At 70.1% G+C, this 12407-nt stretch carries 10 protein-coding genes; 7 read left to right on the forward strand and 3 right to left on the reverse strand.

What is annotated here, in order from left to right; all coding sequences use genetic code 11:
• Window positions 1-2: 2 nt before the first annotated feature.
• The 4 genes from AB0I82_RS27935 (at window position 3) to AB0I82_RS27950 (ending at window position 5588) form a co-directional block, all read left to right on the forward strand.
• A complete protein-coding gene (locus AB0I82_RS27935; protein WP_363260126.1) occupies window positions 3-2387 on the forward strand; it encodes a molybdopterin cofactor-binding domain-containing protein in 2385 nt (794 codons plus the stop codon).
• 231 nt (window positions 2388-2618) lie between these two features.
• Window positions 2619-4061, forward strand: a complete 1443-nt coding sequence (locus AB0I82_RS27940; protein ID WP_363260127.1) for an NCS2 family permease — start codon at window positions 2619-2621, stop codon at window positions 4059-4061.
• A 64-nt stretch (window positions 4062-4125) separates the two neighbouring features.
• Complete coding sequence (locus tag AB0I82_RS27945) at window positions 4126-5319, forward strand: XdhC/CoxI family protein (protein ID WP_363260128.1); 1194 nt, start codon at window positions 4126-4128, stop codon at window positions 5317-5319.
• Between the two features lie 107 nt (window positions 5320-5426).
• Window positions 5427-5588, forward strand: a complete 162-nt coding sequence (locus AB0I82_RS27950) for a hypothetical protein (RefSeq protein WP_363260129.1) — start codon at window positions 5427-5429, stop codon at window positions 5586-5588.
• A gap of 33 nt (window positions 5589-5621) precedes the next feature.
• Here the strand turns inward: AB0I82_RS27950 and AB0I82_RS27955 are convergent, their stop codons facing one another.
• On the reverse strand, window positions 5622-7319 hold the full coding sequence (locus tag AB0I82_RS27955; protein ID WP_363260130.1) for a SpoIIE family protein phosphatase: 1698 nt from the start codon (window positions 7317-7319) through the stop codon (window positions 5622-5624).
• 102 nt (window positions 7320-7421) lie between these two features.
• Window positions 7422-8306, reverse strand: a complete 885-nt coding sequence (locus AB0I82_RS27960) for a LuxR C-terminal-related transcriptional regulator (protein WP_363260131.1) — start codon at window positions 8304-8306, stop codon at window positions 7422-7424.
• Window positions 8307-8552: 246 nt separating this feature from the next.
• Between AB0I82_RS27960 and AB0I82_RS27965 the strand changes: the two genes are divergently transcribed.
• The 3 genes from AB0I82_RS27965 to AB0I82_RS27975 all read left to right on the forward strand — a co-directional run bounded on the left by AB0I82_RS27965 (window position 8553) and on the right by AB0I82_RS27975 (window position 11615).
• On the forward strand, window positions 8553-10094 hold the full coding sequence (locus tag AB0I82_RS27965; RefSeq protein ID WP_363260132.1) for an AMP-binding protein: 1542 nt from the start codon (window positions 8553-8555) through the stop codon (window positions 10092-10094).
• Window positions 10095-10222: 128 nt separating this feature from the next.
• Window positions 10223-11017: a hypothetical protein gene (locus tag AB0I82_RS27970; RefSeq protein WP_363260133.1), complete on the forward strand. Its 795-nt coding sequence runs from the start codon at window positions 10223-10225 to the stop codon at window positions 11015-11017.
• Between the two features lie 121 nt (window positions 11018-11138).
• Window positions 11139-11615 (forward strand): SUKH-3 domain-containing protein, encoded by a 477-nt coding sequence (locus AB0I82_RS27975; protein ID WP_363260134.1) that lies wholly within the window; start codon window positions 11139-11141, stop codon window positions 11613-11615.
• 199 nt (window positions 11616-11814) lie between these two features.
• Here AB0I82_RS27975 and AB0I82_RS27980 read toward each other — a convergent pair whose 3' ends face one another.
• Window positions 11815-12405 carry a hypothetical protein gene (locus AB0I82_RS27980; protein WP_363260135.1) on the reverse strand — a complete coding sequence of 197 codons (591 nt, stop codon included), beginning with the start codon at window positions 12403-12405 and terminating at the stop codon, window positions 11815-11817.
• Window positions 12406-12407 lie beyond the last annotated feature (2 nt).

Raw genomic sequence — 12407 nt, forward strand, 5'->3', positions numbered from 1 at the left:
CCATGGCCGAAGTCACCCGGACACCCACCGATCTCACCCAGGGCAGCAAGACCCCGGCCGGTATCGGCGCCTCCACGCTGCGGCCCGACGGCACGCTCAAGGTGACCGGCGAGTTCGCGTACTCCTCGGACATGTGGCACGAGGACATGCTGTGGGGCTACACCCTGCGCTCCACCGTCGCGCACGCCGAGATCCGCTCCATCGACACCTCCGAGGCGCTCGCCCAGGCCGGTGTCTACGCGGTCCTCACCTACGACGACCTGCCGACCGCGGTGAAGAACTACGGCCTGGAGATCCAGGACACCCCGGTACTGGCCCATGGCCGGGTGCGGCACCACGGGGAGCCGGTGGCGCTGGTCGCCGCCGACCATCCGGAAACCGCCCGCCGCGCCGCCGCCAAGATCAAGATCGACTACGCGGAGCTGCCGGTCGTCACCGACGAGGCCGGCGCCACCGCCGAGGACGCCCCGCTGCTCCACCCGGGCCGCAAGGACCACCACGCGGGCCACGTACCGCACCCCAACATCGTCCACCGCCAGCCGATCATCCGCGGCGACGCCGACGAGGCCGCCAAGCGCGCGGACGTGATCGTCACCGGCGAGTACGACTTCGGCATGCAGGACCAGGCGTTCCTCGGCCCGGAGTCCGGCCTCGCGGTGCCGGCCGAGGACGGCGGCGTCGACCTGTACGTCGCGACCCAGTGGCTCCACTCCGACCTGCGGCAGATCGCTCCCGTCCTGGGCCTGCCGCCGGAGAAGGTCCGGATGACGCTCTCCGGCGTCGGCGGTGCCTTCGGCGGCCGCGAGGACCTGTCGATGCAGATCCACGGCTGCCTGCTGGCGCTCCGTACCGGCAAGCCCGTCAAGATCGTCTACAACCGCTTCGAGTCCTTCTTCGGGCACGTCCACCGGCACCCGGCCAAGCTCTGGTACGAGCACGGCGCCACCAAGGACGGCAAGCTCACCCACCTGAAGTGCCGGATCGTGCTGGACGGCGGCGCGTACGCGTCCGCCTCCCCGGCCGTGGTCGGCAACGCCTCCTCGCTCGCCGTCGGCCCGTACGCCGTCGACGACGTGAACATCGAGGCCATCGCGCTCTACACCAACAACCCGCCGTGCGGCGCGATGCGCGGCTTCGGCGCGGTCCAGGCGTGCTTCGCGTACGAGGCGCAGATGGACAAGCTGGCCAAGGCGCTCGACATGGACCCCGTCGAGCTGCGGCAGCTCAACGCCATGGAGCAGGGCACGCTCATGCCGACCGGCCAGCCGGTCGACTCCCCGGCCCCGGTCGCCGAGCTGCTGCGCCGCGTGAAGGCCATGCCGCTGCCGCCGGAGAACCAGTGGGAGACCACCGAGGGCGCCGACGTCCGCGCGCTGCCCGGCGGCCTGTCCAACACCACCCACGGTGAGGGCGTCGTCCGTGGCATCGGCTACGCCGTCGGCATCAAGAACGTCGGCTTCTCCGAGGGCTTCGACGACTACTCCACCGCGCGCGTCCGCATGGAAGTCATCAACGGCGAGCCGGTCGCGACCGTGCACACCGCGATGGCCGAGGTCGGCCAGGGCGGCGTCACCGTGCACGCGCAGATCGCCCGTACGGAGCTGGGCGTCCAGCAGGTCACCATCCAACCGGCGGACACCCAGGTCGGCTCGGCCGGCTCCACCTCCGCCTCCCGGCAGACCTATGTCACCGGCGGCGCGGTGAAGAACAGCTGCGAGTCGGTGCGCGAGCAGGTCCTGCAGATGGGCCGGCTCAAGTTCGGTACGTACCACCCCGCGTGGGCGACGGCCGAGCTGCTCCTGGAGGGCGGCAAGGTCGTCACCGACGGCGGCGAAGTGCTCGCCGACATCGTGGACGTGCTCGGCGAGGAGTCGGTCGAGGCCGACCTGGAGTGGCGGCACCGCCCCACCGAGGCGTTCGACCTGGAGACCGGCCAGGGCAACGGCCACGTGCAGTACTCCTTCGCGGCGCACCGCGCGGTCGTCGAGGTCGACACCGAACTCGGCCTGGTCAAGGTCATCGAGCTGGCCTGCGCGCAGGACGTCGGCAAGGCGCTCAACCCGCTGTCCGTCGTCGGCCAGATCCAGGGTGGCACCACCCAGGGCCTGGGCGTGGCGGTCATGGAGGAGATCGTCGTCGACCCGAAGACCGCGAAGGTACGCAACCCCTCGTTCACCGACTACCTGATCCCCACGATCCTGGACACCCCGACCATCCCGGTGGATGTCCTCGAACTTGCCGATGAACACGCGCCTTACGGACTGCGTGGCGTCGGCGAGGCGCCGACCCTGTCGTCGACCCCGGCTGTCCTCTCCGCAATCCGGGCGGCGACCGGGCTGGCGCTCACCAAAACGCCGGTGCGACCAGAACACCTCACCGGCACGTGAAAAGCCTCCGGGTGGTACGGATATTTGGGGTGTCCTGTCCGTCCTCCTGCGGTTCGTACCGCCCGGAGTTTCCCCCACGTCAGCCCGGGCTCCTAGGATCCCTCCTCGGCGCCGCATCTGGCTGAAAAACGTTCGTCTCGGGCCGTCCCCCGGGTCGTGCGGCCCGCTCCATCCCAAATCTCACACTTCCCCCCTTGTGAGTGCCCCTATGAACCTTGGGAGATAGGCACCATGACCCAGCCCACCATCGAACCCACGACCGCGGCGGAGGACGCCGGCGCGGGTACGCGCCAGCCCTCCGGCCGGTCGTGGCTCGACCGGTACTTCCACATATCCGAACGCGGCTCGACCCTCGGCCGGGAGCTGCGCGGCGGCATCACCACCTTCATGGCGATGGCGTACATCCTTCTGCTCAACCCCGTCCTGCTCAGCGGCAAGGACGCGGTCGGCGGCACCCTCTCGCCCAGCGCGGTGATCACGGCGACGGCCTTCGCGGCGGCACTGGCCACGCTGCTCATGGGCATCGTCGGCAAGGTGCCGCTGGCGCTCGCGGCCGGCCTCAGCGTCTCGGGTGTGCTCGGCACCCAGGTGATCAGCGACATGTCCTGGCCGCAGGCCATGGGCATGTGTGTGATCTACGGCGTCATCATCATGCTCCTGGTGATCAGCGGTCTCCGTGAGAAGATCATGAACGCGATCCCGCTGGGCCTCAAGCACGCCATCACCATCGGCATCGGCCTCTTCGTCACCATGATCGGCCTGGTCAAGGCCGGGTTCGTCGGCCTCGGCAACGCCGGCGCGCCGGTCACCCTCGGTGTCCACGGTCACCTCTCCGGCTGGCCCGTCCTGGCCTTCTGCATCACCCTCGTCGTCATCTTCATGCTGCTGGCCCGCAACGTGCCCGGCGCGATCCTGATCGGCATCGCCATCGGCACCGTCTTCTCGCTGATCGTCACCGCGGCCTTCGGGCTCGGCGACAAGCAGTGGGGCCTGGCGACGCCGGCACTCCCGGACAACTTCGTCTCCTCGCCGGACTTCAGCCTGTTCGGCAAGGTCGAATTCGGCGGCTTCGCGGAGCTCGGCGCCACCACCGTGGCGATGGTCGTCTTCACCCTGGTCCTGGCCGGCTTCTTCGACGCCATGGCCACGATCATCGCCGTCGGCCAGGAGGCCAAGCTCGCCGACCACCTCGGCCGGATGCCGGGCCTGAACAAGGCGCTGCTCATCGACGGCGCGGGCGGCGCGATCGGCGGCGTCTCCGGCGCCTCCGGCCAGACCGTCTTCATCGAGTCCGCCAGCGGCGTCGGCGAGGGCGCCCGTACGGGCCTGTCGGCCACCGTCACCGGCCTGCTCTTCGGCCTGGCGCTGCTCTTCACTCCGCTGGCCGAGATCGTCCCCGCCCAGGTCGCGTCCGCCGCGCTGGTCGTCATCGGTTCGATGATGATGCAGAACGCACGGCACGTGGACTGGAAGGACCGGTCCGTGGCGATCCCGGTCTTCCTGACCGTGGTGATCATGCCGTTCACCTACTCGATCGTGAACGGCGTGGCCGTGGGCGTCATCTCGTACTGCGCGATCAAGCTGGCGCAGGGCAAGTGGCGCGAGCCGGGTCCGCTGATGTGGGTCCTCTCGCTGGTGTTCATCGCCAACTTCGCCTTCAACGACATCGGGTAGGGGGACCTGCCCGGGCGGAGGCCCGCACCGGCCCTCCGCGCAATCGCAAGACAAGGAGCAGGACATGCTGGACATCGCCGATGAGCTGAACCGGTGGGTCGAGCAGGGACGCGACTTCGCCGTGGCCACCGTGGTGGGCGTCGGCGGCAGCGCGCCCCGTCAACCGGGCGCCGCCCTCGCCGTCGACCGCGACGGCACGGCGATCGGGTCCGTCTCCGGCGGTTGCGTGGAGGGCGCGGTCTACGAGCTGTGCCAACAGGCCCTGGAGACCGGCGAGCCGGTCACCGAGCAGTTCGGCTACAGCGACGAGGACGCCTTCGCCGTCGGCCTCACCTGCGGCGGCGTCATCGACATCCTCGTCACCCCGGTACGCACGAGCGCCCCGGAGCCATCTCGGGGGCCGGATGACCCCCCGGCCCCGGTGGACAGCACCTCCGGGACGCTCGTCGCGGCGTTGGCCGCCGCCGTCACCTCCGAGGCGGCGGCCCTCGCGCGCATCGTCTCCGGCCCGGCCGAACTCCTCGGCCGCGCCCTCCTCGTACGCGCCGACGGCAGCCATACGGGCGGCCTCGGCGGCCAACCCGCGCTGGACCGCACCGCGGTCGCGCACGCCCGCGCCCTGCTGGACGCCGGCCGCACGGCCACCGTCGAGATCGGCGCGGACGGCAGCCAGTGCGGCGTCCCGCTGACCCTGCTCGTCGAATCCTCCGTCCCGGCCCCTCGAATGCTCGTCTTCGGCGCCATCGACTTCGCCGCCGCCCTGGTCCGGGCCGGCAAGTTCCTCGGCTACCACGTGACCGTCTGCGACGCCCGGCCCGTCTTCGCGACCAGGGCCCGCTTCCCCGACGCCGACGAAATCGTCATCGACTGGCCGCACCGCTACCTGGACTCCCAGGCGCTGGACCCCCGTACGGCCCTCTGCGTCCTGACCCACGACGCCAAGTTCGACGTCCCCCTCCTCGAACGCGCCCTGCGGCTCCCCGTCGTCTACGTAGGCGCCATGGGCTCCCGCCGTACCCACCTGGACCGCCTGCGCCGCCTCCGCGAGGCCGGCCTGACCGACCTCGAACTCAACCGACTCCGCTCCCCGATCGGCCTCGACCTCGGCGCCCGCACCCCCGAGGAAACGGCCCTCTCCATCGCCGCCGAGATCGTCGCCACCCGCCGCGGCGGCACCGGCGTGCCGCTCACCGGCGCCCATACACCGATCCATCACGACACATCGGTCACGACACGCCGTATCGGATCGGTTGCCTGAGGGCAGCAATACCGCTCCCGGTAGGCGGAAGCTAAGATCGGCGGCCGACCGTCCGCGCCATTCGTGGGCGGCTGTCGCCATGTCCGAGAACGAAGGAACACTGCACGATGAACTCGCCGGACGGACCACTCACTCCGATCTACGACCAGCTCATCAACGAGCAGGGTGACGTCGCCACCGAGGCGCGCGAGTACGCCAAGAAGACCGAGCGCGAGGCCACCGATGTCCTCGACTTCCGCCTCCCGGGGCAGCCGTCGCCGGCGCAGTAGTTCCCAAGGCGTCAGTTCCTGGGGTGTCAGTTCCTAACGCACCCCCGGCACCCGCAACGCCAACAGCGCCACGTCGTCCTCGTTCGCCGCGTACAGGGCCCTGCTGAGGAGTTGGTCGCAGAATTCGTCCAGGGAGCGGTCCGCGAGGGCGGAGGCGAAGCTGGCGAGTTGGTCCAGGCCCTCGCTCAGGGGCAGGCCGCGGGCCTCGATCAGGCCGTCGGTGTAGAGGACGACCGTGCTGCGCGGCGGGAGGGCCTGCCGGAAGTCGGTGCGGGCGGGGGAGAGCTCGGTACCGAGTACCAGGTCGGCGGCGCCGTGCTCCAGGAAACAGACCCGGCCGTCGTCGTGCACCAGCAGCGGTGGCGGGTGTCCGGCGTTGGTCCAGCGCAGCTGCCAGTCGCCGGCCTGGGCCCGTTCGACCTGGGCCAGGATCATGGTGGCCAGCTGCACATCGCTGATGTGGACGAGCGCCCGGTCCAGCCGGTCGACGGTGACGGAGGGGGCCTCGGTGTGCTCCCAGGCGAAGGCCCGCAGCATGTTGCGTACCTGCGCCATGCAGGCCGCCGCCTGCAGGTCGTGGCCGACCACATCCCCGATGACCAGCGCCGTCGTACGGTCCGGCAGCCGGAAGGCGTCGTACCAGTCGCCGCCGACCCGCGAGGCGTGCGGCGCCGGGTGGTAACGCACCGACATCTCCAGGCCCTCGATCCGGGGGAGTGGCGGCAGCAGATGGCGCTGCATGGTCTCGGCGACCCGCCGCTGCCGCTCGTACAGCTGCGCGTTGTCCACGGCGAGCCCGGCCCGGCGGGCGATGTCGTCGACCAGCGCCAGTTCCGCCGCGTCGAAGGGCGTCTGCTGTTCCGTACGGACCAGGGTCAGCGCGCCCAGTACCTTGCCGGGCCCGCGCAGCGGTGCGATCACCGCGGACTTCATGCCGATCGCCTTGAACATCTCGCGCTGCTGGACGGCGATGCCGGAGTCCGGCGGGCCCGCGTAGTCCTCCGGAGAGACGATCCGGGGCGCGGCCCCGCGCAGTACCCGGGAGAGCGGCATCCGCGACCCTTCCAGCAGCGGCGGCATCGGGCCGGTCAGCTCCTCCACCCGCACATGCCGGCCGTCCACGTGGTGCACGACGGCCACCCGGCGCAGCTTGCCCTGCTCCTCCAGGAGATCGACCACCGCCCAGTCCGCCAATCGGGGGACCGCGAGCCGGACGAGCCGCTTCAGCGACTCGTCCAGGTCGAGGGTGGAGGTGAGGACGGCGGTGGTCTCGGCGACCATCGTGAGCCGGTCGGCGAGGTCGGTCAGCGCCGCGACGTTCTCCGAGGGCGGGGGCTCGTACGCCTCCTCCGGCGGCCGCTGGAAGAACACCACGACCGCACCGTCCGGGACGCCGTCCACCTCGTACGGCACGGACAGCCCGCCGACACAGATCAGCTCGCCGTCCCCGCGCGCGAACCACTGGCAGCCGTCCAGGGGCGTGGCCCGACCGGACAGGAACGCCTGGAGCAGTACGCAGTTCGGCCGCGGCAGCCGTGAGCCGTCGGGGCTGCGGTGCAGCAGCTCGTGGGGGTCGGCGCCGAGCATCTCGGCGGCGGAGCGGCCCAGCAGCTCCTCGGCCTTGTCGTTGACGTACGAAATCCGCCCGAAGCCGTCCTGGATGTAGACCCCGGCCGCCAGCCCGGCGGGCAGCACAGGCTCCGGCTCGCTCCCGGTCGAGGGATCCGACACGCCTGGCCCTCCTCACTGACGCCACCTGCACCGACGACCTCTTCCAGCGTCTCGCAGGATGGCGGGGGCGGCCTGCGGGGCGGGGGAGCGGCGAGGGCCGCGTTACGGCAGCAGGCCCGCGCGGCGCGCCGCGACCACCGCCTGCAGCCGGGTGTGGACGCCCAGCTTGCGCATCGCGGAGCGCAGATAGCCCTTGACCGTCTCCGGGCGCAGCCCCAGCCGCTCGGCGACCGCGATATTCGTCGCGCCCGAGGCCACGCAGGAGAGCACGTCCACCTCGCGGGGCGAGAGGGCGACGGTGGGGCGGCCCTCACGGGTCCCGCCCGAGGCCGCCGGCGCGACGGAGGGGCCCCGGCGGGCTTCGCCCGAGGCCGCCGCGAGCCGGCCGCAGGCCGCCAGCATCTCCTGCCGCAGCAGCGGATCGCCGACCTGCTGCGCCAGGGTGCGCAGCGCGCTGTGCGCCTCCCTGACCTCCTCCCACATCACCGGATCGGCGGCGGTCGGCTGCCGCGCCACCGACAGCAGCCGCTCCGCCTCGTCCTGCACCACCAGCGCCTGCTCCAGCTCCCTGGCCGCCTCCAGCGCGGCGGACAGCGGCCGGTCACCCAGCTGCAGCGGCTGCCGCAGCGCCCCGTACAGCACCCCGCGCACCCGCCGCCGCACCACCACCGGCACGGCCAGTACGGACTTCAGTCCCTCCGCCGCCACCGCCGCGTCGTACTCATGGCTGATCACCACCGAGGACTGGTAATCGGTCACCGCGAAGGGCCGGGAGCGGGCCGCCGCCTTGCCGCCCAGGCCGTTGCCCGAGTGGACGGACAGCCCGCGCAGCGCGGTGGTGGCCGCGCCGGTCAGCTCGGTGATGCGGAACCGGCCCGTACCGGAGAGCAGCCCGCCGAACGCCACCGGCAGCCCGCTCGCCCTGCGCAGCCGCAACAGCGCCGCCCTGACGTCCGCCGACCCGCTCTGCTCTGGCTCGTTCAGCACCCGCCAACCTCCGCTTCCCCCCATTCGGGGGTGGTGAGACCTGCGTCACTGATTACACGATGGCCGGAAGCCGCGGGGCAATGAGGAGAACAACGGCGCATGCCGCCGGCCGCTCGACCGCCCGCCGGCGGAAGCGAAACGACGAGTACCGGACTCCGTATGTGCGCATAGCTGAGAAAGAGGCTGAGAAAGAGCCACTGATAGCCACTGATATGTGTTCCGGATTCTGGTGACGAGGAGAGCAGCATGCGGGTACCCATGACCATCGCGGACTTTCTCGACCGGGCGGAGGCGGGCTTCGCCGCCGGCCTCGGCGTGGTCGACGAGCCGGACCAGCCCGGGCCTCCCGTCCCCGATGCGACATACGGCCGGTTCGGCGAGCGGGTGCGGGCCTGGCAGGCGGGCTTCGACGCGCTCGGCGTCGGCGAGGGCGAACGCGTGGCGGTGGTCAGCCACAACTCCGCCCGCCTCCTTGAGCTGTTGTTCGCCGTCCCGATGAGCGGCCGCATCTGCGTCCCCGTCAACTTCCGCCTGAAGCCGGAAGAGATCGAGTACATCGTGCAGCAGAGCGGAGCCTCCGTCCTGCTCATCGACCCGGAACTGGACGCCGCCCTCTCCGGCGTCAAGGCCCGCCACCGGTACGTCCTCGGCGACCAGACCGAATCCGATCTGATGCGTTTCGGCGTCGACCCCCGCCCGTGGTCGAACCCGGACGAGGACGCCACCGCCACGATCAACTACACCTCCGGCACCACGGCCCGCCCCAAGGGCGTCCAACTGACCCACCGCAACATCTGGGTCAACGGCCTGACCTTCGGCCTGCACACCCGCGCCTGGGAACGCGACGTCTATCTCCACACCCTCCCGATGTTCCACTGCAACGGCTGGGGAATGCCGTACGTGATGGCCGGCCTCGGCGCCAAGCAGGTAGTACTGCGCAAGGTCGACGGCGCGGAAATCCTGCGCCGCGTCGAGCAGCACGGCGTCACGCTGATGTGCGGCGCGCCCGCGGTGTGGAACATGGTCCTGGACGCGGCCGCGACCTGGCAGGGCGAGATCCCGGGCCGCGACCGCGTCCGTATCGTCTGCGCCGGCGCCCCGCCGCCGAGCCGCACGATCCAGCGCATGCACGACGAACTGGGCTGGGAATTCACCCAGATCTACGGCCTGACCGAGACATCCCCGGTCCTCACCTTCAACCGCATCCTGCCCGCCGATGAAGGCCTGCCTGCCGAAGAACGGGCCCGCAAGCTCTCCCGCGCCGGCCTCCCGGCCCTCGGTACAAAACTGGAAATCTCCCCGTCCGGCGAGGTGCTGGCCCGCTCCAACACCGTCCTGGACGGCTACTGGGAAAAGCCCGACGAAACCGAAGCGGCCCTGAAGAACGGCTGGTTCCACACCGGCGACGGCGGCACCCTAAACCCCGCCGATGGCCACCTCACCATCTCCGACCGCAAAAAGGACGTCATCATCACCGGCGGCGAAAACGTCTCCTCCATCGAGGTCGAGGACACCATCTTCAGCCACCCCGCCGTCGCCGAGGTGGCCGTCATCGGCGTCCCGCACGAAAAATGGGGCGAAACCATCAAGGCCCTGGTAGTCCTCGCCGAAGGCGCAACGGCAACGGAGTCCGACATCATCACCCACTGCAAGCAACACATGGCGGGCTACAAGGCCCCCACCACCGTCGAATTCCGCGGCGCCATCCCCCGCACAGCCACCGGCAAAATCCAAAAGTTCAAGCTCCGCGAACCGTACTGGTCGGACCGCGACCGCGGCGTCAACTGACGGCTACGCCTACGGCTTCGGCCTACCCCGGCGCGCGCGGGGACGGCTGATCGCTGACCGTGAAGGTGCGCTGCGGCGTGTGATGTGAGCACTGGGAAGCCGGTTGGGGAGCTGTCATGCACTGTGGAATGACTGTGGGAGCGCACGGGATCCTCAACCGGCATCCCTGGCTCGAGAACGGCGACGCGGAGGAGTTCCGCGAGACGGTGATGGATCTCGCCCTGGTGCGTGCGGAAGCCTATGGGTGGCACGCGCCCTACGGCTGGCGCACGCCGAAGGGGAAGAAGCTGTTCCACGACCCGGAGCGTTGGCTGGAATGCGACAAGGGTGGTGACTGGGCCGGCGGCGATGAGGTCCGCGAGCTCGCCTGGATGCGGGCCGACATTCCCGAGGACGTCCGCCACCCACGTCTGCCGGTGCTGCCGATGACCCGGTCGCTGTTCGACGCCCTCGGGCGGGTGGGGGAAGTCACCTTCACCGAGCTGTGCACTTACCTTCCGCTCCAGATCACCGCCGGGGACGCGTCCGCGGACTGGTATGACATGCGGGAGTGGTTCTGCCTGGCCTCTCCGTCCGCGCCCGTCGAGGTCCACGTAACGGTCTCCGCAGCCCCCTCCGCGGCATGGGGCGCCCCGAAGGAACCGGCGCGTGTACTCACCGCTCTGCAGAAGCGCCTGGGCGTGGCGGCCGAGGCCCGTGAGTCTTCGAGGATCGACACTGCGTATCTCCCGCGCCGCGGGACGAGCCGTGAACTGCTGCAGGGAACAAGGCCGTTGGCGCAGTTCGTGATCCACGCGCGTGAGTGGTCACCGGAGGTGGCAGCGTGGCTGACCGAAGCGACCGGCGATGCTCTGCGAACGACAGGCCACGCCTCGTCGGCAGTGGTAACGGTCGCCCACACGCCGTCGCCGCCCTCCGCCTAGCGTCGAAATGACATCCTTGGAGGGCTCTGGTCCGCTTCTTGTGGTGCGGTCACACGTTGTTCTGTCGCGGGTCGCCTGCTGGGATGATCGCCCGTACTGCGAGTTGGGGGCTGGGGCTGTCATGAGCGAATGGTCGCCGGGGGTGCTTGAGGTCCTGGAGGCTTCGGGGTGGACGGCAGGCAGGCGGGTCGACACGGCCGGCTGGCGGTCCATGTTTGAAGCGGTCGGCATCGGCATGCACGACGCTGCGGAGAGGTTTCTCAGCGAGTTCGGGGGACTGACCGTGAGCGTCGGTGGACCGGGAATCACCAGCTCACAGGAACTGTGCGAGTTTGAACCGGAGTTGGCTTGTGGTGAGGAGGACCGGTTCTCCGAGTGGAGCGAGGCCTTGGGGAGACGTCTCTTCCCGCTCGGCGAGCTCGATCACGGCCGGTTTTTTCTCGGTATCGATGAGGGCAGTGAGATCTACCTTGTCGAGACCTGGGTCGCCGGCTTCGGGCCAATGCCGCACGCCCTCGAGAATCTGATCCTCGGCGTGATGCCCCGCAGGATCGATGACAACACGGGCAGTCGCGGCCGGGCGATGCGCGCGGGCTGACAAGCCGAGAGGCGCTGGAAGCAGGTCTCTTCTCGACTGCTGTCCAGCGCCTACGTGATCGCCACAACTCCGAGCACCAGGATCGCTCACCGGGCTGCGATCAGGCGTAGTCCGCCCGGGTGCGCTCAGATGTCACGATCTGGTACTCGAGTATCCCGCCCGGGGAGCGCCGCTGCCTCGGAACGTCGTTACCAACGGATCAGGCGTTCTTGAAGGTCCAGATGTACGGCTTGCCGTCGTCCTCGGCCGCCCAGTGGACGGCCAGCTCCTTCGCGTCCTTCGGGACCATGTAGGTCTCGCAGATCACGTGGCTCTGGCCCTTCTTCCAGTTCTCGATGTCGGAGTCCGACTCGCAGCCGGGCGCGTCGTCCGCGGCGCCGATCAGGATGGTTCCGCGCTGGCCATCGGCGTAGATCTCGACGTTTTCGCCGACGCTCGGGTACGAGCTGACGACGCCGCCGCCCTTGTTCGTGTACTTCACGTGGGCCACCACGGGGACGAACCCCTTGGCCGCCTTCGGGTCGCTGACCATCTTCTTGGTGTCGGCCTCGGTGCCCACGTCGACCTTCTGCGCGAGGACGGAGTACGTGATCTTGCCGTCGTCCTCCTTGAACTGGCTGGTGGCGCTCTCGCCGGTCGCCAGCTCGTTGCTCTCGGGCTTCTCTTCCTGGAGCTTGCTGGTGCTGCCCTTGCTGTTCCCGCCGCCGGACCCGCCGCATGCGGTCAGCGTCAGCGCCAGAACAGCAACGGGCGCGGCCGCGCGCAGCCACAGAGTCTTGCGGTTCAGCATGT

This window comes from Streptomyces sp. NPDC050315 (genome assembly GCF_040655775.1).
Classification (GTDB): domain Bacteria; phylum Actinomycetota; class Actinomycetes; order Streptomycetales; family Streptomycetaceae; genus Streptomyces.